This is a genomic window from Cupriavidus neocaledonicus (assembly GCF_000372525.1).
GTDB classification, from domain to species: domain Bacteria; phylum Pseudomonadota; class Gammaproteobacteria; order Burkholderiales; family Burkholderiaceae; genus Cupriavidus; species Cupriavidus neocaledonicus.
On sequence record NZ_AQUR01000075.1, the window covers coordinates 16,119 to 39,922 of the forward strand.

24 protein-coding genes are annotated in these 23,804 nt (G+C 68.0%); 19 read left to right on the forward strand and 5 right to left on the reverse strand.

Annotated elements, in window-relative coordinates; genetic code table 11:
* The first annotated feature begins 422 nt into the window (after nt 1-422).
* The 9 genes from A3AG_RS0104760 to mdcH all read left to right on the forward strand — a co-directional run bounded on the left by A3AG_RS0104760 (nt 423) and on the right by mdcH (nt 9,194).
* Nucleotides 423-1,829: an SLC13 family permease gene (locus A3AG_RS0104760; protein WP_018004323.1), complete on the forward strand. Its 1,407-nt coding sequence runs from the start codon at nt 423-425 to the stop codon at nt 1,827-1,829.
* Nucleotides 1,830-1,967: 138 nt separating this feature from the next.
* Entirely contained in the window at nt 1,968-2,885 is a 918-nt protein-coding gene (locus A3AG_RS0104765; protein WP_018004324.1) for a LysR family transcriptional regulator, read from the forward strand.
* A gap of 135 nt (nt 2,886-3,020) precedes the next feature.
* Nucleotides 3,021-4,679, forward strand: a complete 1,659-nt coding sequence (gene mdcA / locus A3AG_RS0104770; protein ID WP_018004325.1) for a malonate decarboxylase subunit alpha — start codon at nt 3,021-3,023, stop codon at nt 4,677-4,679.
* Complete coding sequence (locus A3AG_RS31360) at nt 4,679-5,635, forward strand: triphosphoribosyl-dephospho-CoA synthase (protein ID WP_018004326.1); 957 nt, start codon at nt 4,679-4,681, stop codon at nt 5,633-5,635. Before mdcA ends, A3AG_RS31360 begins: the two co-directional genes overlap by 1 nt.
* A complete protein-coding gene (locus A3AG_RS0104780; protein WP_018004327.1) occupies nt 5,635-5,952 on the forward strand; it encodes a malonate decarboxylase subunit delta in 318 nt (105 codons plus the stop codon). The genes A3AG_RS31360 and A3AG_RS0104780 overlap by 1 nt, the downstream gene beginning before the upstream one ends.
* Nucleotides 5,949-6,800 (forward strand): biotin-independent malonate decarboxylase subunit beta, encoded by an 852-nt coding sequence (locus tag A3AG_RS0104785; RefSeq protein WP_018004328.1) that lies wholly within the window; start codon nt 5,949-5,951, stop codon nt 6,798-6,800. The genes A3AG_RS0104780 and A3AG_RS0104785 overlap by 4 nt, the downstream gene beginning before the upstream one ends.
* On the forward strand, nt 6,797-7,633 hold the full coding sequence (gene mdcE, locus A3AG_RS0104790) for a biotin-independent malonate decarboxylase subunit gamma (RefSeq protein WP_018004329.1): 837 nt from the start codon (nt 6,797-6,799) through the stop codon (nt 7,631-7,633). The genes A3AG_RS0104785 and mdcE overlap by 4 nt, the downstream gene beginning before the upstream one ends.
* The gene (locus tag A3AG_RS0104795; protein WP_018004330.1) at nt 7,621-8,277 is read left to right on the forward strand and encodes a malonate decarboxylase holo-ACP synthase; all 657 of its coding nucleotides are present in this window, start codon (nt 7,621-7,623) and stop codon (nt 8,275-8,277) included. Before mdcE ends, A3AG_RS0104795 begins: the two co-directional genes overlap by 13 nt.
* Nucleotides 8,265-9,194, forward strand: a complete 930-nt coding sequence (gene mdcH / locus A3AG_RS0104800) for a malonate decarboxylase subunit epsilon (RefSeq protein ID WP_018004331.1) — start codon at nt 8,265-8,267, stop codon at nt 9,192-9,194. Before A3AG_RS0104795 ends, mdcH begins: the two co-directional genes overlap by 13 nt.
* A 345-nt stretch (nt 9,195-9,539) precedes the next feature.
* Here the strand turns inward: mdcH and phaP1 are convergent, their stop codons facing one another.
* Nucleotides 9,540-10,118 (reverse strand): TIGR01841 family phasin PhaP1, encoded by a 579-nt coding sequence (gene phaP1 / locus A3AG_RS0104805; protein ID WP_018004332.1) that lies wholly within the window; start codon nt 10,116-10,118, stop codon nt 9,540-9,542.
* Between the two features lie 356 nt (nt 10,119-10,474).
* On the opposite strand from phaP1, the gene A3AG_RS0104810 reads away from it, so the two are divergent.
* From A3AG_RS0104810 to pbpG, 5 genes are all read left to right on the forward strand, one after another.
* Entirely contained in the window at nt 10,475-11,401 is a 927-nt protein-coding gene (locus tag A3AG_RS0104810; RefSeq protein WP_026163947.1) for a histone deacetylase family protein, read from the forward strand.
* Entirely contained in the window at nt 11,398-12,324 is a 927-nt protein-coding gene (locus A3AG_RS0104815) for a DMT family transporter (RefSeq protein ID WP_018004333.1), read from the forward strand. Before A3AG_RS0104810 ends, A3AG_RS0104815 begins: the two co-directional genes overlap by 4 nt.
* A gap of 84 nt (nt 12,325-12,408) precedes the next feature.
* Nucleotides 12,409-12,867, forward strand: coding sequence for an acyl-CoA thioesterase (locus A3AG_RS0104820; RefSeq protein ID WP_018004334.1), 459 nt, complete (start codon nt 12,409-12,411; stop codon nt 12,865-12,867).
* Between the two features lie 16 nt (nt 12,868-12,883).
* Nucleotides 12,884-13,606 (forward strand): nitroreductase, encoded by a 723-nt coding sequence (locus A3AG_RS0104825; RefSeq protein ID WP_018004335.1) that lies wholly within the window; start codon nt 12,884-12,886, stop codon nt 13,604-13,606.
* Nucleotides 13,607-13,877: 271 nt separating this feature from the next.
* Complete coding sequence (gene pbpG / locus A3AG_RS0104830; RefSeq protein ID WP_145987496.1) at nt 13,878-15,092, forward strand: D-alanyl-D-alanine endopeptidase; 1,215 nt, start codon at nt 13,878-13,880, stop codon at nt 15,090-15,092.
* Between the two features lie 65 nt (nt 15,093-15,157).
* On the opposite strand, the gene A3AG_RS0104835 is transcribed toward pbpG, so the two are convergent.
* The 3 genes from A3AG_RS0104835 to A3AG_RS0104845 all read right to left on the reverse strand — a co-directional run bounded on the left by A3AG_RS0104835 (nt 15,158) and on the right by A3AG_RS0104845 (nt 18,259).
* On the reverse strand, nt 15,158-16,570 hold the full coding sequence (locus A3AG_RS0104835) for an FAD-binding oxidoreductase (RefSeq protein ID WP_018004337.1): 1,413 nt from the start codon (nt 16,568-16,570) through the stop codon (nt 15,158-15,160).
* Between the two features lie 15 nt (nt 16,571-16,585).
* Nucleotides 16,586-17,335, reverse strand: a complete 750-nt coding sequence (locus A3AG_RS0104840) for a FadR/GntR family transcriptional regulator (RefSeq protein WP_018004338.1) — start codon at nt 17,333-17,335, stop codon at nt 16,586-16,588.
* A 138-nt stretch (nt 17,336-17,473) separates the two neighbouring features.
* Nucleotides 17,474-18,259, reverse strand: a complete 786-nt coding sequence (locus A3AG_RS0104845) for an IclR family transcriptional regulator (protein WP_012352591.1) — start codon at nt 18,257-18,259, stop codon at nt 17,474-17,476.
* A gap of 237 nt (nt 18,260-18,496) precedes the next feature.
* Here A3AG_RS0104845 and A3AG_RS0104850 point away from each other — a divergent pair, with 237 nt between their 5' ends.
* The 3 genes from A3AG_RS0104850 to A3AG_RS0104860 are packed head-to-tail and all read left to right on the forward strand — an operon-like array spanning nt 18,497 to nt 20,930.
* Nucleotides 18,497-19,222 (forward strand): (Fe-S)-binding protein, encoded by a 726-nt coding sequence (locus A3AG_RS0104850; RefSeq protein ID WP_018004339.1) that lies wholly within the window; start codon nt 18,497-18,499, stop codon nt 19,220-19,222.
* A 29-nt stretch (nt 19,223-19,251) separates the two neighbouring features.
* Nucleotides 19,252-20,664 (forward strand): LutB/LldF family L-lactate oxidation iron-sulfur protein, encoded by a 1,413-nt coding sequence (locus A3AG_RS0104855; protein ID WP_018004340.1) that lies wholly within the window; start codon nt 19,252-19,254, stop codon nt 20,662-20,664.
* Nucleotides 20,661-20,930: a hypothetical protein gene (locus A3AG_RS0104860; protein WP_018004341.1), complete on the forward strand. Its 270-nt coding sequence runs from the start codon at nt 20,661-20,663 to the stop codon at nt 20,928-20,930. Before A3AG_RS0104855 ends, A3AG_RS0104860 begins: the two co-directional genes overlap by 4 nt.
* A 46-nt stretch (nt 20,931-20,976) precedes the next feature.
* Here the strand turns inward: A3AG_RS0104860 and A3AG_RS0104865 are convergent, their stop codons facing one another.
* A complete protein-coding gene (locus A3AG_RS0104865; protein WP_018004342.1) occupies nt 20,977-21,864 on the reverse strand; it encodes a LysR family transcriptional regulator in 888 nt (295 codons plus the stop codon).
* Between the two features lie 116 nt (nt 21,865-21,980).
* On the opposite strand from A3AG_RS0104865, the gene A3AG_RS0104870 reads away from it, so the two are divergent.
* Together A3AG_RS0104870 and A3AG_RS0104875 are read left to right on the forward strand one after the other, a co-directional pair.
* Nucleotides 21,981-22,982 (forward strand): ornithine cyclodeaminase family protein, encoded by a 1,002-nt coding sequence (locus A3AG_RS0104870; RefSeq protein WP_018004343.1) that lies wholly within the window; start codon nt 21,981-21,983, stop codon nt 22,980-22,982.
* A complete protein-coding gene (locus A3AG_RS0104875; protein WP_018004344.1) occupies nt 22,979-23,797 on the forward strand; it encodes a phosphate/phosphite/phosphonate ABC transporter substrate-binding protein in 819 nt (272 codons plus the stop codon). Before A3AG_RS0104870 ends, A3AG_RS0104875 begins: the two co-directional genes overlap by 4 nt.
* Nucleotides 23,798-23,804: the final 7 nt, after the last annotated feature.

Below are 23,804 nucleotides of genomic sequence, written 5' to 3' on the forward strand. Positions count from 1 at the left end.
TAGTCCGCCCGAGAGGCCGGGATCTGATGTTGCGCTGGAGGCACGTCAATGGCCCGGCCGACAGCATGCCATTCAGCGCCATGGCAAGGCAACCATTCCTTGTGCCGGCCGTCCGGCGTTTCTTGCATGCCTGCTTTCCGCTTTCCGTAAGGATCGGCCCAGGCGCTTAATTGATGGCCGCGTCGCGGCGCCATATCGTTCAGCCAGACCAACAAGATATAGCGGACGCGGTTTCGGACCCGGCGGTCGGTGCCGTTCCATGCGGCCGCACAGACCAGGAGACAACATCATGGCCTATCCCTTCCATACGTTGCCGTAGCGGCGGACCTGCATCTCCGGCAGCCGGCCCGCCGTGCTGCCGCATTCCCCTGACTTACTTGCCAGTCGGTGTGCGCGGACGCGCAAGCCGCCACGGAGCCGTCATGTCGTCACACGTCATTTCCATCTCGGTGCTCGGGCTGATGTTCGTCATCGCCACGGTACTGCGTGTCAACATGGGCGCGCTGGCCTTTGTCGGTGCCTTCCTGGTCGGCACCCTGGTCGCGGCCATGCCGGCCAAGGCCATCCTTGCCGGCTTTCCCGTCGACCTGTTCCTGACCCTGGTCGGCATTACCTACCTGTTCGCGGTGGCGCAGAACAACGGCACCATCGACTGGCTGGTGCGGCTCGCGGTGCGGGCCGTGGGCGGCCGGATCGCCGCCATTCCGTGGATCATGTTCATGATCGCGGCGCTGCTGACGTCGGTCGGCGCGGTCAGCCCGGCGGCGGTGGCCATCATCGCGCCGATCGCGCTGGGCTTTGCCGCGCGCTACGGCATCAACCCGCTGCTGATGGGCCTGATGGTCATCCATGGCGCGCAGGGCGGCGGCTTTTCGCCGATCAGCATCTATGGCGGCATCACCAACAAGATCGTGCAGAAGGCCGGGCTGCCGCTCAACGAGATGGCGACGGCGTTCGCCAGCCTGGGCGTCAACCTCGCGGTGGCCGCCGGCCTCTTCGTTGCGCTGGGCGGTCTGCGCCTGATGCGGCAATCGGCGCCGGCAGCGGCCGCGCCGCAAGCGGTGGCTGGCGGCGTGCTGGCCATGAGGGCGCCGTTCGGCGCGCGTACCGTGCCGGCACAGGGCGCGCAGGTCTACGGCGACGCGGAAGCCGAGGCCGGCCTCGAAGAGCGGAAGACCATGGCGCGCGACCGCGCTGCGCTGCTCGGCAGCGAAGCCGAAGCTGCAGCCGCGGCCCCGGCCGGCCTCTACCAGTACCTGACCGTGGGCGGCCTGGTCGCGCTGGCGGTGCTGACGCTCTATTTCAAGCTCGATATCGGCTTTGTCTCGCTGACCATCGCGCTGCTGCTCACGCTGATCGCGCCGGAACTGCAGAAGCGCGCGCTGGGCCAGGTGTCGTGGCCCGAGATCATGCTGATCGTCGGCGTCAGCACCTTCGTCGGGGTGATGGACAAGATGGGCACCATCGACTTCGTCGGCCATAGCGTGGCGGGCCTGACGTCGCCGCTGATGGCCGCGCTGCTGCTGTGCGTGGTCGGCGCGGTGGTGTCGGCCTTCGCCTCGTCGACCGCCGTGCTGGGGTCGCTGATCCCGCTGGCCGTGCCGTTCCTGCAGCAGGGATCGGACGTGGGCGCGATCGGCTTTATCGCCGCGATGGCGGTGTCCTCGACCATCGTCGACGTCAGCCCGTTCTCGACCAACGGCGCGCTGGTGCTCGCCAACGCGCAGGGCGTGGATCGGCAGGCCTTCTTCCGCACGCTGCTGATCTATGGCGCGCTGGTCACCGTGATCGCGCCGGTGGTGCTGTGGCTTGTCTTCGTCGTGCTTTGATTGCGGTTGCCCCGACGCCTGACCATGAAACTGCTTGCGAGCCGGCGCTGGATAGCCCAGTCCAGTTGGCCGCCCAGCGGTGCACACCGGCCCACACGCGGCTAAGATAGGAACCTGCCCCCACCATCGCCCCGACCCATGAGAATCCGCATCGGCGAAGAGATCACCTTCCGCAAGCTCGAAGCCCTGCTGGCGTTCATGGAATCGGGCAACCTGGCCAAGGCGGCCGAGATCCTCGATACCAGCACGGTCAGCGTGCACCGCGCGCTGCATTCGCTGGAAGAGGGCACCAGCTGCGCGCTGTTCCGCCACGAGGGCCGCAACCTGATCCCGACCGATGCCGCCCATGTGCTGGCGGATACGGCCCGGGAAGTGCTCAAGACCATGGCCGACGGCATCCGCGCCACGCGCGAGGCCGCCGGCTTTTCGGCCGACCACCTCAAGATCGGGTCGCTTTATTCGCTGACGGTCCAGACCGTGCCGAAGGTCGTGATCGGGCTGAAGCTGCGGCGCCCGGAACTGCAGACCGAGCTGGTGCTGGGATCGAACGCGGACCTGTTGCAGAAGCTCAAGCAGGGCTCGATCGATGCCGCGCTGATGGCCGTGCCCGAGCCCGATCCGGAGATCGAGTCGATCCCGCTGTTCGAGGACGATATCTTCTTCGCGGCGCCGGCCGATTCACCCTATGCCTCGATGCCCGCGGTGGACCTGCGCGCCTGCCGCGACGAGCCCTTCGTCAGCCTGAGCGAGGGTTTCGTCACCTACAGCGGCTTTGTCGAGGCGTTCCGCATTGCTGAATTCACGCCGAATGTGGTGATGAAGGTCGGCGATATCTTTTCGCTGATGAACCTGGTGGGCGGCGGCATCGGCTATACGCTGCTGCCAGGCCGGGTCAAAGGCGTGTATTCGCGCAATGTGGCGTTCGTGCCGCTGGCCGGCGAATACGATATCAAGCAGACCATCGCCATGAACTTTCTGCGCCGGCGCGAGCGCGATCCCAACCTGCTGGCGCTGGCGGCTGCCTGCCGCATGGCAATGCGCGACGCCGACGAGTAAGGCACCCGGGCGGCGTTGCGGCCACGCCCGAGTCTCGCTTCCGGCCAGCGTAACGGTTCGTTTCCCGGCGTGATTGCTTGGTGAAGTCCGCGTGTTTAAGGTGGAGCCATCAGACCGACACCAGCCGGAGACGCGATGACCCACACCAGCACGGGCCGACAGTGGAATACCCGCAGGCAAGCCAAGGCGCGCCGCAAGCAGAACGCCGCAGCCGTTGCCGATGGCAAGGTGGTGCCGACCAGCGACATCGTCGCGTTCCTGGAGGCCGTGCTGGCGTGCGGCGACCGCGTGGTGCTGGAGGGCAACAACCAGAAGCAGGCCGACTTCCTGTCGCGCGCGCTGGCGCAGGTCGATCCGGCGCGCGTCAATGCGCTCCACATGATCATCCCCAGCGTCAGCCGGGTCGAGCACCTCGACCTGTTCGAACGCGGCATCGCGCGCAAGCTCGATTTCTCGTACGCGGGGGCGCAGAGCATCCGCATCTCGCAGTTCCTGGAGGACGGGCAGCTCGAAGTCGGCGCGATCCATACCTATATCGAGCTGTATTCGCGGCTGTACGTGGACCTGGTGCCCAATGTGGTGCTGATCGCCGGCTACAAGGCCGATCGGCAGGGCAACCTCTATACCGGCCCGAGCACCGAGGATACGCCGGCGCTGGTCGAGGCCGCGGCCTTCCGCGACGGGCTGGTGATCGCGCAGGTCAACGAGATCGTCGACGACCCCGCGGGCCTGCCGCGCGTCGACGTGCCGGGCTCATGGATCGACTACGTGGTGCAGGCGGACCAGCCGTTCTTCTGCGAACCGCTGTTCACGCGCGACCCGCGGCTGATCAAGCCGGTGCACGTGCTGATGGCAATGATGGCGATCCGCGGCATCTACGAGCGCCACCAGGTGCAGTCGCTCAACCATGGCATCGGCTTCAACACCGCGGCGATCGAGCTGATCCTGCCGACCTATGGCGAGTCGCTCGGTCTCAAAGGCAGGATCTGCAAGTACTGGACGCTCAACCCGCACCCGACCCTGATTCCGGCGATCGAGACCGGCTGGGTCGAGAGCGTGCACAGCTTCGGCAGCGAACTCGGCATGGAGGCCTATGTCGCCGCGCGGCCGGACGTGTTCTTCACCGGCTCGGACGGCTCGATGCGCTCGAACCGGGCCTTCTGCCAGCTTGCCGGCCAGTACGCGGTCGACCTGTTCATCGGCTCGACGCTGCAGATCGACGGCGACGGCCATTCTTCCACGGTGACGCGCGGGCGGCTGTCGGGCTTTGGCGGCGCGCCCAACATGGGGCACCAGCCGGGCGGGCGCCGCCACCCGACGCCGGCCTGGCTCGACCTGATCGAGACCGACGACCCGCTTGCGCGCGGCCGCAAGCTGGTGGTGCAGATGGTCGAGACCTTCCAGGCGGGCGGCAAGCCGACCTTTGTCGAATCGATGGATGCGGTCGAGGTCGCGCGCGAAAGCGGCATGCCGCTGGCGCCGGTGATGATCTACGGCGACGACGTCACGCACGTGCTGACCGAAGAAGGCATTGCCTACCTGTACAAGGCGCAATCGCTGGAGGAGCGGCGCCGCATGATTGCCGCCGTGGCCGGCGTCACGCCCATCGGCCTGAAGCACGATCCCGCCACCACGCGCCGGATGCGCAGCGACGGCCTGATCGCGCTGCCGGAAGACCTGGGCGTGCAGCGCAGCCAGGCCACGCGCAGCCTGCTGGCGGCCAAGAGCATGGCGGACCTGGTCGACTGGTCCGGCGGTCTGTACGAGCCGCCGGCACGCTTCCGGAGCTGGTGATGGCGGGCGCCACCGCAAGGATCCTGCAAGCGCCGGCCTCGTACGAGCCCGCGCAGCGCCCGGCGTCGGCCCATGCCGAGGCGCTGGCGGGACTCGCCGTCGGCGCCATTGCCGAAGAGGCGCGGCTCTCGCCCAAGCCCGGCCTGGTCGACAGCCGCGGCAACGGGGCCCATGCCGACCTTAGCTTACCGCTGATGCTGCGCTCGGCGCACGCGCTGGGGCCGTCGTTCGCGGCCATGGCCGATGCCGGCCTGCAGGCGCCGCGAGTGGGCTATGGCCTGCGCGAGCAGCTGGGCGCGCTCGGCCGCGAGGCCGAGGCCGTGATGCTGGCCGCCACCGGCGGCGTCAACACGCATCGCGGCGCGATCTGGTGCATCGGCCTGCTGGTCGGCGCCGCGGCGCACGCGCGTGCGGCAGGGCTGGCCGCCAGTGCCGGGGCGATCAGCGCCACGGCGGGCGCCATTGCCTCGCTGGCAGACCGGCACCGGCCGGTGCTCACCGGCAACAAGGGCGAACTCGCCTGCCTGGCCTACGGTGTCGGCGGCGCGCGCGCGCAGGCGCGCGCGGGCTTTCCGCATGTGACGCGGCTGGCGCTGCCGGCGCTGCAGCGCAGCCGCGCGCGCGGCGATACCGAAGCGACGGCACGCCTGAACGCGCTGCTGGCGCTGATGAGCGAGCTGGACGATACCTGCGTGCTGGCCAGGTCGGGGCGGCCCGGGCTCGACTACATGCAGGCCGGTGCCAGGGCGGTGCTGTCGGCAGGCGGCGCAGGCACCGTGGCCGGACGGCGCCAGCTGCGCAGCCTCGACGCCGGCATGCTGGCCAGGCGCGCCTCGCCGGGCGGCGCCGCGGACCTGCTGGCCGCGACGATCTTCCTCGACCGGCTGTCGCGGGACGGGACTGCCGGCATGACGGCTGCAAGATCGGCCGCGAACAACGACTCCAGGAGACTGTGATGGAACAACTGCGCTTTGAATTCCCGGCGGGACAACCCGCCACCGGACGCGTACTGGTCGGCGTGGTGGGGTCGGGCGACCTCGAGGTAGTGGTCGAGCCAGGCCAGGGCGGCAAGACCACGGTAGAGGTCACCACCTCGATCAATGGCTACGGCCGCGTCTGGGATGCGCAGCTCTCGCGCGTCTTCGCCGCAGAGCCGCGCGCATCGATGCAGATCCGCATCCACGACTTCGGCGCAACGCCGGGCGTGGTCGGCATGCGCCTGGCGGAAGCCTTTGAAGCGCTGGGCGGCCCGCAACAAGGAGACGGCGCATGAACACGGCGGAACTGCTGGCGCGCAACAGCTTTATCGAACTCGGCGCACGCGAGCGCGCGCGTGCATTGCTCGATCCGGGCACTTTCCGCGAGCTGGCGGGGCCGTTCGACGGCCTGCAGTCGCCGTGGCTGCCGCCGCAGGGCGTGGTGCCGCAGAGCGATGACGGCGTGGTGGTGGCCAAGGGGCGCATCGACGGCATGCCGGTGGTGGTGCTGGCCATCGAGGGCGCCTTCCAGGGCGGCAGCATGGGCGAGGTCGGCGGCGCCAAGATCGCCGGCGCGCTGGAACTGGCGGCCGACGACAACCGCCGCGGCGAACCGACGCGCGCGGTGCTGCTGCTGGAAACCGGCGGCGTGCGGCTGCAGGAGGCCAATCTTGGCCTGGCCGCGATTGCCGAGATCCATGCCGCAATCGTCGACCTGCGCCGCTACCAGCCGGTGGTCGGCGTGATCGCGGGGCAGGTGGGCTGTTTTGGCGGCATGTCGATCGCGGCCGGCCTGTGCAGCGCGCTGGTGATGACGCAGGAGGGCCGGCTGGGACTGAACGGCCCGGCAGTGATCGAGCAGGAGGCGGGCATCGCCGAGTACGACTCGCGCGACCGGCCCTTTATCTGGAGCTTCACCGGCGGCACGCAGCGCGTCGCCACCGGCTTTGCCGATGCGTTTGTCGACGACGATTGCGACGCCATGCGCGCGCAGGTTGCCGCGCTACTGCGCGAGCCGGTCGCCGCCAGCCACCGCAGCGAGCAAGTCGCGCAATACCTCGCCGCGCTGCAGGCGTACGACGCCAGCGCCCAACCCACGCCTGCGCAGGTGCGGGCACTGTTTCAACGGGGGACCGACGCATGAACGCACCACTTCATTCCGCTGCCGCCCGCGAAGCCAGCCGCGGCGAACGCTGGCTGCAGGCGCTGGCGCCGGCGGCCTCGCGCGTGCCGGGCTATCCGGACTCGGTGCAGGTGGCCGATGGCGAACTGGCCGGCACCGCGGTGCGCTGGATTGCGCTGGTCCCCGATGCCGCCAGCCGCTTTCCGCGCGCGCGCAACGGCGAAGCCGGTCTGCTCGAGGGCTGGTCGCTGGCGCGCGCGGTGCGCGAGGCGATCGCGGCGGACCGCGCCGCGCCGGCCAGGCGTGCTATCGTGGCGATCGTCGATACGCCCAGCCAGGCGTACGGCCGTCGCGAGGAGGCACTCGGCATCCACCAGTCGCTGGCCGGCGCGGTGGCTGCATATGCCGAGGCCCGCCTGGCCGGGCATCCGGTGGTGGCGCTGATCGTCGGGCGCGCCATGTCCGGCGCCTTCCTCGCGCACGGCTACCAGGCCAGCCGGATCATCGCGCTCAATGACCGGGGCGTGCTGGTGCATGCGATGGGCAAGGAAGCGGCCGCCCGCATCACCATGCGCACGGTCGAGGACCTGGAGGCGCTGGCGTCGACGGTGCCGCCGATGGCCTACGACATCGAGAACTTCGCCACGCTGGGCATCCTGTGGCGGCTGATCGACGTCGAGTCGGCCAGCGCACCGCTGGCAGCCGATGTGCAACGCGCGCGCGACACCATCCTGGCCGCGCTGGCCGACATCCGCCGCGACCCCTCCCAAGGCCTCGAGGGCCGCCTGGGCGGCACCAACCGGAAGGCGTCGGCAGAGGTGCGCGCGTGCCTGGCGCGGCAATGGCAAGCCTGACGATCGCCGCACCCGCGCCGCACGACCTGGTCTGGCTGGACGACCCGGCCAGCGCGCTGGCGCGCGTGGCGCTGCCGGCGTGGGTCTCGCTGCCGGCGCTGCACGACACGCCGGTGGTCGTGCGGCGCGACGGCCGCCGGCCCGGGGAGGTCCCGGTCGGCCTGCGCGGCCGCACGCGCGCCGAGCGCTTCGGCACGTGGATTGCGCCGTCGGCAATCCGCAAACTCGTCACGCCGATGGACCTGGCCGCCGTGCGTGCCTGGCGCCTGCGCCCGGACCTGACGGCATTGCCTGCGATCCGCGCGCTGGAGGCCATCGCCGGCCGGCTCGATGCCGCCGGCATGCGCTGGGGCGTAACCGGCAGCGCCGGCTTCTCGCTCGCGTGCGCGGCCAACGTGCTGCATGCCGACAGCGACCTCGACCTGGTCGTGCAGGCAGACCAGCCGCTGCCCGGCAGCCAGATCAGGCTGCTTGACCAACTGCAGCGCACCGCGCCGGTCCGCGTCGACATCCAGATCGCGACGCCGTTCGGCGGCTTTGCGCTGCTGGAGCGCCTGCGCAGCGGGGCCAGGGTGCTGCTGAAGACCGAGCACGGTCCGTGCCTGTGCGACGACCCGTGGCATCCATCGCCATGCAAGTCCTGATCACGTTCCCCGGGCAGGGAACGCAGCGGCCCGGCATGCTGAAGGACCTGCCAGACGATCCGGCCGTGGCGTCCGTGCTGGCGCAAGCGGAGCAGGTGCTGCAAGTGGCGGCGGCCGAGATGGATACGCCCGAGCGCCTGCAATCCACGGTCTGGACCCAGCTGTGCCTGCTGACGTCAGGCGTGGCGATGGCACGGTGCCTGGGCGCGCACGGCGCTCGCGCCGATGCCGTGGCAGGCCTTTCCATCGGCGCGTATGCCGCCGCCGTGACTGCCGGCGTGCTTGCCTTTGCCGATGCCTTGCGGCTGGTGCGCCTGCGCGCCGAGCTGATGGCGCAGGCCTATCCCGGCGGCTACGGCATGACGGCCATCCTGGGCTTGGACCGCCATCGGCTCGCACCGCTGGTGGCGCAGGTGTGCTCGCCGCAACGGCCCGTATACCTGGCCAACTTCAATGCACCGACGCAGATCGTGATCGCCGGCAGCGAGGCGGCCATGGCCGAGGTATCCGCGCTGGCGCTCGCCGCCGGCGCGCAGGCCGCGAAGCCGGTCGCCATCCCCGTGCCATCGCATTGCCGGCTGCTCGACGACGCGGCGCAGGCGCTGCAACAGGCCATGCGGGGCGTGGCGCTGCGCGCGCCCTCGCTGCGCTATTTCAGCGCGAGCAAGGCGCGCGAGCTGCGCGATCCGCGCACGATCGGCGACGACCTGGCGCTGAACATGGCCACGCCGGTGCGCTGGCATGAAACCATGCTGCTCGCGCATGCCAATGGCGCGCGCCTGGTGCTGGAAGCGCCGCCGGGCGATGTGCTGACGCGCCTGGCCCAGCCGGTCTTTACCGATGGCATGACCCTGGCATGCGACCGGGCACGGCTGGACTCCATCGTGGCGATCGTGAAACAGCACGCCTCGAACTGACGTTCGACACGGCAACTCTGCAATGCCGGAGGTCGAATCCGCGTGCTGTCGATCAGCATTTATTGTGCAATTAACCGCCATGACCGGCCGTCGTCAGCGTTTCCCGGCATGCAGGGAATCGAGGGGAGGCGGCCTGACCGGCGAAAAAAAACCCGACCTGTAGAGGTCGGGTTTAACGATACCTTTGGACAAGGAGACCGCGGTACCGAGGAGACATCGGCAGACAAGGCAGCGCCGGGCCGGTCGGTCATGGCACTCCCTTCATCGTTGGCAAAGCCCACGGCATGCGTGGCATGGGCTTTGCCAACGGACCGGCCGCAGCCGGTCCATCTTCAACGCTGGCTATCAGGCAGCAGCGGCCTTCTTCGCCGTGGCCGTGCGGGCCGTGGCGCTGGCTTGCTGGGCAGCCTTGGTGGCAGCCGTGGCGGCGGCCTGGAAGTTGGTTTCAGCGATTTCGACCGCTTGCTTGGTCGCCTTCTGCACCGACTCGTAGGCGTTGTTGGCAGCGGAGATCGCCGACTTCACGATGGCCACGGTCGATTCCGAACCGGCCGGGGCATTCTTGGCGAAGTTCTCGACCAGGGCCTGGACGTTCTTCGAGCCTTCGGCCAGCTGGGCCTCGGCCACCTTGGCGAATTCGCTCTGGGTTTCCGAAGCGATCTCGTACAGGTGACGGGTGTAGGCCAGGGTCTTTTCGGCGACCGGCTGCACGGCTGCGGCCTGGATCGCCAGCAGTTCCTGGGCGTCCTTGGCCGACAGCGCCTTCTTGGCGTTGTCGACGTTTTCGGCGAAGGTGGCCTTGACGACCTGCAGGTTCAGTTCGACGAGCTTTTCGACGCCTTCAAACGCCTTGGTGGTCAGGCCGAACAGCGTTTCGAGGTTAGCCTTTTGTGCTGCTGCGACTTGTTCCGGGGTGAGGATCATTGCTGGTCTCCAGTGGTGAACTTCAAGGTCAAGCAAATTAAGCCGCCTAGATGTCAGGGCCGTGACGGTGTTGAACCCGCTTCGGCCAGCCCAGGCGCGTGGATGGGTCAGGGCGCCAATCCGTTGTGCGCCGCAACAAGCCGTATTGTAGGGGCCGCCTAATCAATGTCAAGGAGATTTTGTGCGTCGCACAAAATGCCGGTGGGCCGGCTAACGACAAGTGGCTTCAGAGCCATTCCAGGACCACCCGGCAATACGCCGGCAGGGGTGCTACCATGCCAGGCTGCTCGCGCCGCCACGCCGGCCGGGGCCGGAACACCAACAAGATGTGAACAGGATCGCCCAGGCCTCATCCCATGCTCGCTTTCTACGCCGACCACTTCGTGCTGCCGCTGCCGCCAGGGCATCGCTTCCCCATGCGCAAGTACAGCATGCTGCGCGACGCGGTGTCGGCCCAGGTGCCCGGGCTGCGCCTGTCCGAGGCGCCGCGTGCCGGCGACGATGCGCTGCTGCTGGCGCACACGGCGGAATATGTAGAGGCGGCCTCGGCCGGGACGCTCGACGCGTCGCGCCAGCGCGAGATCGGCTTTCCGTGGTCCGAGGCCATGGTGGAGCGCTCGCGCCGTTCGGCGGGCGCGACCATCGAGGCCTGCCGCAGCGCGCTGCGTGATGGCATTGCCGTGAACCTGGCGGGTGGCACGCACCACGCGTATGCAGACAAGGGCGGCGGCTTCTGCGTCTTCAACGATGCCGCCATCGCCGCGCGCGTGCTGCAGCGCGACGGCGCGGTGCGCCGCGTCGCGGTGATCGACCTCGACGTGCATCAGGGCAACGGCACCGCGTCGATCCTGCACGGCGACCCCTCGGTATTCACGCTGTCGCTGCACGGCGAGAAGAACTACCCGTTCCGCAAGGAAGCCAGCGACCTCGACGTCGGCCTGCCGGATGGCTGCGACGACGAGGCCTACGCGCAGGCGCTGCAGACGGCGCTGGACACGCTGTTCCGCCGCTTCGAGCCGGACCTGCTGATTTACCTGGCCGGCGCGGACCCGCACGAGGGCGACCGGCTCGGGCGGTTGAAACTGACCATGGCCGGCCTGGCACGGCGCGACCGCCTGGTGTTCGACGCCGCGCAGGCACGCCGGCTGCCGGTGGCGGTGACCATGGCCGGCGGCTACGGCCACCAGATCGAAGACACCGTTGCCGTCCATGCGCAGACGGTGCGGCTCGCCGCGCAATATCACGCCCGCTACGCGCAGCTTGCCGCGCCGCTTGCCTCATGAGCGAGGCGATTGAGCCAGGCCGCAGCGGCGCGGCCAACCCGCGCGCCACGCTGTGGGTCGCGTCGATGCCGTGGCTGTTCGTGCTGATCTGGAGCACCGGCTTTATCGTCGCCAAGTACGGCATGCCCTACGCGGAGCCGATGACCTTCCTGTTCCTGCGCTTTGCCGGCGTGCTGGCGCTGATGGTGCCGTTCGTGCTGCTGGCGCGCGTGCCGCTGCCGCGCGTGACGGGATCGACTGCGACCCACTGGCGCGCGGTGGGGCATATCGCGGTGGCCGGCCTGCTGCTGCAGGCGGGCTATCTCGGCGGGGTATGGGCCGCGATCAAGCTCGGCATGCCGGCAGGCGTATCGGCGCTGATTGTCGGCATGCAGCCGATCCTGACCGCGCTGATCGCCACGCGCATGGGCGAGCGCATCGGCGCACGCCAGTGGCTGGGCCTGCTGCTGGGCATTGCCGGCGTGGCGCTGGTGGTGGCGAACAAGCTCGGCACCAGCGGCTTGACGCCGGCCAGCCTCGCCCTGGCGGGCGGGGCGTTGTTCAGCATCACCGTGGGCACGGTCTACCAGCGGCATTTCTGCCCCGTGTTCGACCTGCGCATGGGTTCGGTGATCCAGTTCGCCGCGGCGGCGCTCGCCTGCGTGCCGTTCATGTTCCTGTGCGAGACGCGGGACGTGCAGTGGACCGCCGCGATGCTCGGCGCGCTGGCATGGTCGGTGGTGGCGTTGTCGATCGGCGCGATCTCGCTGCTGTTCCTGCTGATCCGCCAGGGTGCCGCCACCAGGGTGTCCAGCCTGATGTACCTGACCCCGCCCACCACTGCGGTGATGGCCTGGCTGCTGTTCGGCGAGCGCTTCCCGCCGCTGGCGGCCGCCGGCATGGTGCTGGCTGCTCTGGGTGTCGCGCTTGTCATCCGTCGCTAGCGGCTGCGCGTTCGTATCGCGTAGGCCGCTGGTTCAGAATATTCGCATTTCGTACTGCCTCGCGTCCTGTCTCCCTCTCGCCCCATGAAACCGCAAGCCGAATCGCGCAGTGCCTATCCGTACTTCCAGCCGATCACCACGCGTTGGATGGACAACGATGTCTATGGCCACGTTAACAACGTTGTCTACTACAGTTATTTTGACACCGTGGTGAATACCTACCTGATCCGGCAGGGCGTGCTCGATGTCACGTCGGGCGAGACCATCGGGCTGGTGATCGAGACGCAGTGCAACTACTTCTCGTCGCTCAGTTTTCCCGAGACCGTGGTAGCGGGTTTACGCGTAGCCAGGCTGGGCACGTCGAGCGTGCGCTATGAGGTCGGCCTGTTCAGCGGCGACAACGAAGTCGCTGCCGCGCAAGGGCATTTCATCCACGTCTATGTCGATCGTGCCACGCGCCGGCCGGTACCGTTGCCGGGCGCGTTGCGCGAAGCGCTGCTGCCGCTGGTGGCGGCGGGCGCGGTGACCGGCGCACGGGAATAGGGCGGGGCAACAGGAGATGAACAAGATGTCCCTCGAGAAGCAACTCGGCTCGCAGGAGGCCGTGGACTGCGTGGATCGCGCGATCCTGACGCGGCGCTCGGTGCGGGCCTTTCTCGATACGCCCGTGCCGCGCAGCACCGTGGAAGAGATCCTGGCGGTGGCCAGCCGCGCGCCGTCCGGCACCAATACGCAGCCGTGGCGCGTCTATGTGCTGTCGGGCGACGCCAAGGCCAAGCTGTGCGCCGACGTGCTGGCCGCCTATGAAGACCCCGAGCGCGACAGCAAGTACCGGGAGGAGTACCCCTACTATCCGCGCGCATGGGCCGACCCGTATCTGTCGCGGCGGCGCAAGGTGGGCTGGGACCTGTACGGGCTGCTCGAGATCAGCCGCGAGGACAAGGCGCGCATGCATGAGCAGCATGCGCGCAACTTCCGTTTCTTCGATGCGCCGGTAGGCATCATCTTTACCATCGACCGCATCATGGAGCAGGGCAGCTGGCTCGACTACGGCATGTTCCTGCAAAGCATCATGGTCGCCGCCCGGGCGCGCGGGCTCGATACCTGCCCGCAGGCGGCGTTCACGCAGTTCCACAAGATCATTGCCAGCCACCTGCGGCTGCCACCGGAAGAAATGGTGGTGTGCGGCATGTCGCTGGGTTTTGCCGATCCCGAGGCCGTCGCCAACCGCCTCACCACCGAACGTGAGCCGGTCAGCGGGTTCGCGCGTTTTCTCTCATAGTGAAATTTGTTTCAACATGTAACGATGAACGCCGATAACACAAGAGACTTTTCGTATTGGCTGGATCGCTACGAAGGGGTAGCAAGGGTGAGCCGGACTGCGCTTGGTCGAGCGCACGAGAGTTCGGTAGCGGACGTGACGCATCACGTACTTTTTACACAATGCGGAAATGTATGTGAATCGAACTTTAAGGAGCGTCTGTAAGTCTTTAATCTTGCTAACAATTTCTTTATTTCCTACACTAGCGCCATTCCTATGCGCTGAACGAATCATGTTCCGGTCTGATTCCATTTTCTCCAGATTCTTCGGCTCCACACCCTTGTCGGCCATCGCCGCCGCGGTACTGGTGTCGGTGTCGATGGTCGCGGTGCCCGTGGCCGAAGCGGCCACCCAGGCTGCATCAACAAAAACAAGCAAAAAACAGGCAACATCCGCCAAAACGGAGAAAAAGACCGCTTCCAGGCCGGTTGCCAAGAGCGCCCGCAACGCCCGGGTCGCGCAGAGCGAGGCAGGCTCCGCGCGCAAGGTGGTGGTGCTGAAGAAGGGCAAGCGCCACGTCGTGGTGGCGCAACGCGCGGCCCCGGTGCGGGCGGCGTTCACGCCTTCCAAGCCGTCGCTGGGCGAGGCGATGGGCCTGCGCGACACCGACGATGCCCTGGCCCTGCGCTCCAGCGTTGCCCTGGTGATGGACCAGAATTCCAACGAGGTCCTGTTCCAGAAGAATGCCGGCGCCGTGCTGCCGATTGCATCGATCACCAAGCTGATGACCGCGCTGGTGGTGATGGACTCGCGCCTGCCGATGGACGAGGTGCTGACCATCACCGAGGAAGACCGCGACACCGAGAAGCACAGCAGCTCGCGCCTGCGCTTCGGCACCCAGCTGACGCGCCAGGAACTGCTGCTGCTGGCGCTGATGTCGTCCGAGAACCGCGCCGCTTCGGCGCTGGGCCGCCACTACCCGGGCGGCTTGCCTGCCTTTGTGCAGGCGATGAACCGCAAGGCGCGCGAGCTCGGCATGAACGACAGCCATTTCGTCGATTCCAGCGGCCTGTCGAGCAGCAACGTGTCGAGCGCGACCGACCTGGTGCGCATGGTCAACGCCGCGTACCGCAACCCGACCATCCGCGAGTTCTCGACCCAGACCGAGCATGAGGTCAACGTGCTGGGCCGCACCCAGCATTACGTCAGCACCAACCGCCTGGTGCGCGGCGGCAACTGGGAGATCGGCCTGCAGAAGACCGGCTTTATCTCCGAGGCCGGCCAGTGCCTGGTGATGCAGGCCCGCGTGCACGGGCGCAATGTGGTGATGGTGTTCCTGGATTCGGCAGGCAAGCTGTCGCGCTTTGCCGATGCCAACCGCGTCAAGGACTGGCTCGAGCATTCGCCGTCCTCGCCGCAGCGCGGCTTCCCGTCGTCGCCCAACCTGACGCAGGGTCCGGGCAGCGCGCACGCGGTGCTGGCCTCGCAGCAATCGCGCGGCATCTGAGGCCGCACGCCTGACTGGAAAAAACGCGCCGCATTGCGGCGCGTTTTGCTTTGGTGAAGGACCCGTCAGAGCAGCTTGCCGGGGTTCATGATGCCGGCGGGATCGAACACCGCCTTGAGCTCGCGCATCAGGCGCAATTCCAGCGGATCCTTCACCGCCAGGAAGGCATGGCGCTTGAGCTGGCCGATGCCATGCTCGGCGCTGATGCTGCCGCCGTACCGCATCACCTCGTCCAGCACCGCAGCGGTCACGGCATCGCCCTGCGTGGCTGCCCAGTCCGTGGGGGCCCCGGCCGGACGCGACAGGTTGTAGTGCAGGTTGCCGTCGCCGAAGTGCCCGAACACGAAGGGCCGGATCGCGGCATCGAGCGCGCGCAGCCGGGCTGCCATCGACTCCATGAAAGCCGGGATCTGCTCGATCGGCAGCGACACGTCGTGCTTGAGGTGCGGACCGTCGGCACGCTGCGCTTCGGAGATTTCCTCGCGCAGTTTCCACAGCGCCTGCAGTTGCGCCAGCGAAGCGGAGACGGCGGCATCGAGGCACAGCTCGCGTTCCAGCGCCTCGCCGATGACGCGTTCCAGCAGCGCGTTCAGCGCCGCCTCATCGGTGGTATCGGCCAGTTCCACCAGCACATAGGCCGGATAGCGCTGCGCGAACGGCTCCTGCACGCCTTCCGCATGCGCGAGCACCAGGTCCAGGCAAGCGCCGGTAAAGAACTCGAAGGCCTGCAGGCGTGCGCCGCATTGCTCGAACAGCAGTTCATAGAGCGCCAGCGACTGTGCGGGCGAGGCCACCGCCGCCAGCACCACGCTGCGCGTATCGGTGCGCGGGAACAGGCGCAGCGCCGCCGCGGTGATCACGCCGAGCGTGCCTTCGGAGCCGATCAGCAGCTGCTTCAGGTCGTAGCCGGTATTGTCCTTGCGCAGCGTGCGCAGCCCGTGGAAGACCTCGCCGTTGGGCAGCACCGCTTCGACCCCCAGCACCAGTTCGCGTGTCATGCCATAGCGCACCACGTTGACGCCGCCGGCATTGGTGGCCAGGTTGCCGCCAATCTGGCACGAGTCCTCGGCGGCCAGCGACAGCGGCAGCAGGCGGTTGGCGTCCTGCGCCGCGCGGCGCAGGTTGCCCAGGATGCAGCCGGCCTCGGCCACCATGGTATTGGCGATGGTGTCGAGCGAGCGCACCGCGTTCATGCGGTCCAGGCTCAGCACCACGTTTTGCGCGCGCGCATCGGGGGTGGCGCCGCCGCACAGGCCGGTATTGCCGCCGCGCGGCACCACCGGCACCGCGGCCTGCTGGCACAGCGCCAGCGCGCGCGACACCTCGTCGACGCTACGGGGCCGCAGCACCGCCTGGGCCTGGCCGCGGTAGATGCCGCGCCAGTCCGACAGCCACGGCGCGATGTCGTCCGGGTGGGTCAGCGCGGTGTCGGGGCCGAGGGCTTCGGTGAGCCGCTGGGCAAAGGATCCGTTTTGCATGATGGTGGTGTCTTGTCAGGAAAGGGATGCCGTGCTGGTGGCGCTACGCGCCAGTGCTGCGTCGTCGCGCACGCGTAGCGTCAGCCCGAGGCGGCGCGCGGCGCTTTGCAGGTGCGCCACTGCCGCCGCGCGCGCCGCGCCGGCATCGCCGCGGCGGATGGCCGTGACGATGGCTTCGTGTTCGGCATGCACGGTCTCGGCCAGGCCGGGCTGGCGCAGCGTATTCGCACGCGCGGTGGCGACCGCCTGGTGCAGCTGCAGGTTCAGGTATTGCAGCAGCTGGCGGTAGTACGGGTTGTGCGTGGCGGCGGCGATGCCGATATGCAACGCCGCGTCCAGATCGGCGGCTGGCTGCGGGTCATAGAGCCGGTCCTGCAGGCGCTGCAGCAGCGCGGTCAGCGCGGCCACGTCGTCGTCGGTGCGGCGCACCGCGGCCAGCGCCGCGGCGGCGCCTTCCAGGTCGATGCGCAGGTCATACAGGTCGGCCAGCTCGCCGGCGTCGAGCTCGGGCTGGCGCGGCAGCTGGAACCCGGCTGCGCCGGTGCGCGAGCGCACCGTGCAGCCGACGCCCTGGCGCGACTCGACAAAGCCCTGCGAACGCAGGTGCTCGGTGACTTCGCGGATCACGGCGGCGCTGACGCCGTATTGCTCGGCCAGTTGCCGGCCGGTCGGCAGGCGGCTGCCGACGGGGTAGGCGCCGCTTTCGATATCCGCGCGCAGCTGGCGCGTGACCTGTTCGGTAAGGGTGACGGTGCGGGTACGCATGGCGTCGATTATAAGGTTTGCTGGTTATCTGAAAACATAGGGTAAACGTTTATGCAATGAAAACCCGCGGCGCCAAAGCAAAACGCGCGGACTGCCTTGCCGGCAGCCCGCGCGTTGGCGGTGCATGGCCCGTTCGCCTCAGGCGGCGGCTTCGGTCACGTAGCCCATGCCGCGCGAGATCTGCAGGGCGGTGTCCTTCAGGTTCTGCAGCCAGCTGTCCTGCAGCCGGTCCGCCGGCGCCGACAGCGACAGGCCCGCGACCAGCCGGCGCGAGTCGTCGTAGATGCCGGCGGCGATGCAGCGCACCCCCAGTTCCAGCTCTTCGTTGTCGCGCGCATAGCCGTTGGTGCGGACCCAGTTGAGTTCGCGTTCCAGCTTGGCCAGGTCAGTGATCGAGGTGCGGGTGTGGCCGGCCAGCCCGGTGCGGGTGGCGTAATTGCGCACGCGCGCCGACTCGTCGGCGGCCAGGAACAGCTTGCCCACCGAGGTCAGGTGCAGCGGCGCGCGGCCGCCGATGGCACGCACCACCTGCATGCCCGAGCGCTCGCTGTAAGCGCGCTCGATATAGACGATCTCGTCGCCCTGGCGCACCGACAGGTTGACGGTCTGGCCGGTGACGCGGTGCAGCGCGCGCATCGGCGCCAGCGCCGCGTCGCGCACCGACAGGCGCGCCTTGACCAGGTTGCCCAGCTCCAGCAGCCGCATGCCGAGGCGGTAGCTGCCGGGGTCGGAGCGGTCGACAAAGCGGCACGCCACCATGTCGTTGAGGATGCGGTGCGCGGTAGAAGGATGCAGGCCGGTGGCCAGCGACAGCTCTTTCAGGCTGACCGGGTCGGCATGCTGGGCGAGGGCGTCCAGCAGGGTCATCATGCGCTCGATGACCTGGATGGACGTCTTGCCGGGTGACTTGTCTGCGTCGGACATGGTTGGGAAAAGTAGCAATGTTGCCTTGCGGCATTTTTAAGCGTCTGGCTGATTCTATCTCGCATCGTGAAAATTTCAATAGGTGAAATGACATTACGGTAAGAAACGCCGCGTGATGTCGCGACTCTGGTCCCGTGCTGTGGCACCGCGTTCATATGGCCAGTTAACGCTTTGTGCGCCACCCGCGGCGCCGAACGCGCATAATTGCGGGGTTTCAGGGTCTGGGAGAAGTCAACAATGCGAGTCGGTCTGTTCCACACCTGCCTGGTGGACCTGATGCGCCCGGAGATCGGTTTTTCGGTGCTCAAGCTGCTGGAAGCCGCCGGCTACGAGGTCATGGTGCCCGAGGCGCAGACCTGCTGCGGCCAGCCGGCCTACAACTCGGGGGAGCGCGCGGTATCGCGCGACCTGGCCGAGAAATTCCTGCGCGAGTTCGAGATGTTCGACTACATCGTGGTGCCGTCGGGCAGCTGCGGCGGCATGATCCGGCATCACTACGCCGATTTGCTGCGCGACGATCCGGAACTGAACGGCCGTTACGAGCGCCTGCGCGAACGCGTGTTCGAGCTGACCGACTTCCTCGCCAGCGTGGCCCGGATCGAGACCCTGCCGTCGACGTTCTCGGGCCAGGTCACCTACCACGATTCCTGTTCCGGCCTGCGCGAACTGGGCGTCAAGCAGCAGCCGCGCGCCTTGCTGTCGCGCCTGCCCGGCGTGCAGCTGACCGAGATGAAGGACTGCGAGGCCTGCTGCGGTTTCGGCGGCACCTTCTCGGTCAAGTACGGCAATATCTCCACGGCCATCGTCGACGAGAAATGCGCCAACATCCAGGCCACCGGTGCGGATGCCGTGGTGCTGGGCGACCTGGGCTGCATGCTCAATATCGAAGGCCGCCTGCGCCGCATCGGCGACAGCCGCACGCGCGTGCTGCATATCGCACAGGTGCTGGCGGGCGACGCCTGACCGCGCCGACACACCAGGAATTCGCCACGATGCAAGTCCACAGCATGGAATTCAAGGCGCGCGCCGGGCAGAAGCTGGCCGACCAGCGCCTGCAGCAGAACCTGAAGAAGCTTTCGACCAAGTTCGTCACGGCGCGCGCCGATGCGATCCGCGATATCGATTTCGACGCCACGCGCGAGGCCCTGAAAGAGCGTCGCAACCGGGCGCTGGAAAACCTGGACGTCTGGCTCGCCACGTTCGAAGAGAACGCCACCCGCCGCGGCGCCACCGTGCTGTTTGCCGAGACCACCGCCGACGCCGCGCGGCTGGTCGCCGAGATCGCGCAAATGCACGGCGTGAAGAAGGTCATCAAGAGCAAGTCGATGGTGACCGAGGAAATGCGCCTCAACCAGGTGCTCGGCGAGATGGGCGTGCAGAGCATCGAGACCGACCTGGGCGAGTACATCCTGCAGATCAACGACTCGGAGCCGCCGTCGCACATCATTGCGCCGGTGGTGCACAAGGACAAGGACGAGATCGCCGACCTGTTCGCCAGGGTCCACCACAAGCCGCGCCTGACCGAGATCCCGGAGATGACGCGCGAGGCGCGCGAAGTGCTGCGCCCGGAATTCCTCAGCGCCGACATGGGCGTCACCGGCGGCAATTTCATCATCGCCGAGACCGGCTCGGTGGCGGTGGTCACCAACGAGGGCAATGAAGGCATGTGCACAGTGATGCCGCGCGTGCATGTCGCGGTGACCGGCATCGAGAAGGTGCTGCCCACACTGGAAGACCTGGCCACGGTGATGCGCCTGCTGCCGCGTTCTGCCACCGGCCAGGCGATTTCCAACTATTTCTCGCTGCTGACCGGGCCGCGCGCCGAGGGCGAGCGCGACGGTCCCGAGCACATGTACTTCGTGCTGGTCGATGGCGGCCGCTCGGGACTGATCGGCGGCGACTTCCAGGAGATGCTGCGCTGCATCCGCTGCGGCGCCTGCATGAACCATTGCCCGGTCTACCAGAAGATCGGCGGCCATGCCTATGGCTGGGTCTATCCCGGCCCGATGGGCAGCGTGCTGACGCCGAGCTACGTCGGTCTGGCCAAGACGGTCGACCTGCCGCAGGCGGCGACCATGTGCGGCGAATGCAATCGCGTCTGCCCGGCCTCGATCCCGTTGTCCGACCTGTTGCGCAAGCTGCGCGAGAAGCAGATGGAGCGCGGCCTGCGGCCCTGGCAGGAGCGCTTTGCGCTGAAGGCCTGGGGCTACGTGGCGAAGCGGCCCGAACTCTATGCGCTGACTGCCCGCATCGGTGCCTGGCTGCTGGGCCGCATGGGCGGAAGCAACCGGCTGATCGCCAGCCTGCCGCTGGCGGGCAAGGGCTGGACCGAAACACGCGACATGCCGGCGCCGTCGGGCCGCACGTTCCGCGAACTCTACAAGGAAAGGAGGGCCCGTTCATGAGCGCTGAGCATTCGGAAGCGCTGGCGCGCATGCGCGCCGCGCTGGAGCAGCACGTGGCCGGCGCAAAGCCCGCGCAGGAGCTGGTACGCGAATGGCGCGATGCCTGCAGCGCGCTGGCCCTGCCGCCGCTCTACGGCCAGGCCATGGAAGAGCTGCTGCGCCGGCTGGAGATGGCGGCGGTGTTCGCGCAGGACAGCTGCTCGTTTTCCAGCACCGCGGTCACCGACCAGCTGGCGCGGTGGCTGGACAAGGCAGCGACGGCCTGAGGCCTTCACGCCGTGCCGCGGCGGTACTCACCAGCGCTGCCGCGTTTCAACGCTTCATCATCCCCGTCAGCGTCTCGACGAATTCCAGCGACAGCCGCGACAGCGGCTCGGTCTGCACATGGAAGATCTGCACCGAGGCATTGACGCTGGTGCGGATCGGCACGGCGACGATATTGGGCCAGTTCGCGCCGAATACCGTCATGGCATCGACCAGCGCGATGCCGGCGCCGGCCTGCGCCAGCGCGCGCGCCACATGGGCCTGCTCCACCTGCACCCGCATGTCGGGCTGGTCGCCATCGTTGCCGAACATCTCGTGCACCAGCAGCGCGAACGGCACTTCCGGACCATAGCCGATCAGGTCTTCGCCGATCAGGTCGGCGGGACGCACCCATTTGCGCGCGGCCAGCCGGTGCCCCACCGGCACCAGCGCCACGATCTCGTTCTTCACCAGCAGCCGCGCCTCGAGGTTGGGATGCACCAGCGGCATGTTCGACACCGCCAGGTCGACCTGTCCCGATAGCAGCGCGCGCAACATGTTGCCGGGAATCTGCGTGCGCACCACCACGCGCACCGCGGGGTGCGCGGCGCGGAAGCTGGCGATCGCGCGCGGCAGCACGGTCTGCCCCAGGTTGGGGCTGCAGGTGATGCGCAGGCTGCCGGTGCGGTTGGCGGCGAGGTCCTCGGCGATCTCGTTGACGCGCTCGATCCCCTCATAGACCGCATTGACTTCGCCCAGCAGCCGGCGCGCTTCCGGCGTGGGGTAGAGCCGACCCTTGGTGCGCCGGAACAGCTCGAGGCCGAGCCGCTGTTCGGTGTGCGACATCAGCCGACTGATCGCTGGTTGCGACACATAAAGCAGTTTTGACGCGCCGCTGATCGAGCCGGTCAGCATCACCGCTCGGAACACTTCGATCTGGCGCAGGTTCATTTTCATGGCATTAACCTGATGTTAAGGCAGGCGGACATATAAGCATATGACAGTCAATGGCGCCATACCTAAACTGAACTCCATCGCAACACCAACACACTGATCTGGAGAGCGGGGAACGTATGGCTGATATTCATCTCACCTACCTCAACGGCCGGGATATCGCGCGGCTGGAAATGACCGATGCCGAGATCATCGGCGCGGTGGAGCAGGCACTGGTGGCGCAGGGCAATGGCCAGACCGTGATCGAGCCGCGCGTGCACCTGATGCCGGACCCGGCCTTCAACGGGCATTTCAACGTGCTGCGCGGCTACGTGGCGCCGCTGGGACTGGCCGGGGTCAAGGTCGTCGGCGATTTCGTCGACAACTACAAGCTCGGCCTGCCGTCGGAGATGGCCATGCTGAACCTGTTCGATCCGCGCACCGGCATGCCGGTGGCGGTGATCGATGCCACCTTCATCACCGATGCCCGCACCGGCGCGCTGACCGCGCTCGGCGCCAGGCACCTGGCGCGCCGCGACAGCAAGGTGCTGGGCCATATCGGTGCGCGCGGCACCTCGTACTGGAACGTGCGGCTGCTCGACAGCCTCTATGACTTCGACGAGATCCGAGTGCATTCGCGCCGGCCCGAAAGTCGCAATGCCTTTGCAGCGCGGCTGGAACGCGATCTCGGCAAGAAGATCGTGGTGACCGATGACTGGGAGTCGTGCGTGCGCGGTGCCGACATCGTGGTCGAGGCATCGCGGCTGGAGCGCCCGACGCCGATGCTCAGGACCGAGTGGATCAAGCCCGGCGCTTTCGTCGTGCCCTACGGCACCATGAGCGCGGTCGAGCTGTCACTGACCGACATCATGACGCGGGTGGTGGTGGACGACTGGGGCCAGTGCAAGGCCGGCATGTTCGGCGCGCTGCGCGCGCATGTCGAAGCCGGCAAGCTGTCGGAACGGACCCTCTACGGCGAACTCGGCGAGATCGCCGCCGGGCGCAAGCCGGGCCGCCAGAGCGACGATGAAACCAACCTGTTCTGGCATCGCGGACTGTCGCTGAGCGATATCGCGCTCGGACACGCGATCCTGAAGAAGGCCGGGGAGCGCGGGCTGGGCCAGAAGCTGGTGTACGCATGATCGCCAATGCCCGCATGTACGCGGTGACGCCGCAGGCCGAAGCGGCCTGGCGCGCGCTGCTGACGCGCGTGTCCGAGCGCGCCGGCGTGGCGTTGCCGTATGTCGAGCATGCCGCGCCCGCGCCGGTCAGCGCGTTGTGGGCACGGCCGGATTGCGGCTGCGTGTTCATGTGCGGCTATCCGTATGCGAGCGCGACGGTCACGCCGCAGTTGCTGGCCGCGCCGGTTCCGGCGCAGGCACGCTACGACGGCAGGCCGGTCTATTTCACCGAGTTCATCGTGCGCGCCGATGCGCCGGCGCAGTCGCTGGCGCAGACCTTCGGCGGGCGACTGGCATGCATGTTGCCTGAGTCGAACTCGGGCTATAACGCGCCGCGCCACTACCTGATGCGGCTGGCACCGCCGGGTAGGCAGGCGCTGTACCGGCCCACGCGCATGGTGACGCCAACGCCGCGCGAGGTCATCGATGCGGTGCTTGCCGGTGATGCCGAGGCGGGGGTCGTCGACAGCTATGTGATGGACCTGCTGCGCCGCTATGACCCGGCGCTGGCCGCGCAACTGAAGACGCTGGCGCTGACGCCGCCGGCCCCGATCCCGGTGCTGGTCGCGTCGGCGGGTGCCGATCCGCGGCAGTGCCGGCGCGTGCGTGCGGCCTTGCTGGGCATGCACGAGGATGCCGACGGTACCGCGCTGCTGGCGTCGCTGGGGCTGGCGCGCTTCGTTGCGGTGCAGCCTGCCGACTATGCCTGCCTGTCCGCGATGGCGGACGAAGCCGACCGACTGGGCTTTGCATTGACCGATGCCGCAGCCGGGTAACCATCGC

Coding starts and splice junctions, on each gene's coding strand:
- A3AG_RS0104845 (WP_012352591.1), bottom strand. CDS start 18,259: ATGTCCGACGCAGACAAGTCACCCGGCAAGACGTCCATCCAGGTCATC.
- A3AG_RS0104865 (WP_018004342.1), bottom strand. CDS start 21,864: ATGAAAATGAACCTGCGCCAGATCGAAGTGTTCCGAGCGGTGATGCTG.
- mdcH (WP_018004331.1), top strand. CDS start 8,265: ATGCAAGTCCTGATCACGTTCCCCGGGCAGGGAACGCAGCGGCCCGGC.
- A3AG_RS0104820 (WP_018004334.1), top strand. CDS start 12,409: ATGAAACCGCAAGCCGAATCGCGCAGTGCCTATCCGTACTTCCAGCCG.
- A3AG_RS0104870 (WP_018004343.1), top strand. CDS start 21,981: ATGGCTGATATTCATCTCACCTACCTCAACGGCCGGGATATCGCGCGG.
- A3AG_RS0104860 (WP_018004341.1), top strand. CDS start 20,661: ATGAGCGCTGAGCATTCGGAAGCGCTGGCGCGCATGCGCGCCGCGCTG.
- mdcE (WP_018004329.1), top strand. CDS start 6,797: ATGAACGCACCACTTCATTCCGCTGCCGCCCGCGAAGCCAGCCGCGGC.
- A3AG_RS31360 (WP_018004326.1), top strand. CDS start 4,679: ATGGCGGGCGCCACCGCAAGGATCCTGCAAGCGCCGGCCTCGTACGAG.
- A3AG_RS0104825 (WP_018004335.1), top strand. CDS start 12,884: ATGAACAAGATGTCCCTCGAGAAGCAACTCGGCTCGCAGGAGGCCGTG.
- A3AG_RS0104765 (WP_018004324.1), top strand. CDS start 1,968: ATGAGAATCCGCATCGGCGAAGAGATCACCTTCCGCAAGCTCGAAGCC.
- phaP1 (WP_018004332.1), bottom strand. CDS start 10,118: ATGATCCTCACCCCGGAACAAGTCGCAGCAGCACAAAAGGCTAACCTC.
- A3AG_RS0104835 (WP_018004337.1), bottom strand. CDS start 16,570: ATGCAAAACGGATCCTTTGCCCAGCGGCTCACCGAAGCCCTCGGCCCC.
- A3AG_RS0104850 (WP_018004339.1), top strand. CDS start 18,497: ATGCGAGTCGGTCTGTTCCACACCTGCCTGGTGGACCTGATGCGCCCG.
- A3AG_RS0104840 (WP_018004338.1), bottom strand. CDS start 17,335: ATGCGTACCCGCACCGTCACCCTTACCGAACAGGTCACGCGCCAGCTG.
- A3AG_RS0104760 (WP_018004323.1), top strand. CDS start 423: ATGTCGTCACACGTCATTTCCATCTCGGTGCTCGGGCTGATGTTCGTC.
- A3AG_RS0104810 (WP_026163947.1), top strand. CDS start 10,475: ATGCTCGCTTTCTACGCCGACCACTTCGTGCTGCCGCTGCCGCCAGGG.
- A3AG_RS0104785 (WP_018004328.1), top strand. CDS start 5,949: ATGAACACGGCGGAACTGCTGGCGCGCAACAGCTTTATCGAACTCGGC.
- A3AG_RS0104815 (WP_018004333.1), top strand. CDS start 11,398: ATGAGCGAGGCGATTGAGCCAGGCCGCAGCGGCGCGGCCAACCCGCGC.
- A3AG_RS0104795 (WP_018004330.1), top strand. CDS start 7,621: ATGGCAAGCCTGACGATCGCCGCACCCGCGCCGCACGACCTGGTCTGG.
- pbpG (WP_145987496.1), top strand. CDS start 13,878: ATGTTCCGGTCTGATTCCATTTTCTCCAGATTCTTCGGCTCCACACCC.
- A3AG_RS0104855 (WP_018004340.1), top strand. CDS start 19,252: ATGCAAGTCCACAGCATGGAATTCAAGGCGCGCGCCGGGCAGAAGCTG.
- mdcA (WP_018004325.1), top strand. CDS start 3,021: ATGACCCACACCAGCACGGGCCGACAGTGGAATACCCGCAGGCAAGCC.
- A3AG_RS0104780 (WP_018004327.1), top strand. CDS start 5,635: ATGGAACAACTGCGCTTTGAATTCCCGGCGGGACAACCCGCCACCGGA.
- A3AG_RS0104875 (WP_018004344.1), top strand. CDS start 22,979: ATGATCGCCAATGCCCGCATGTACGCGGTGACGCCGCAGGCCGAAGCG.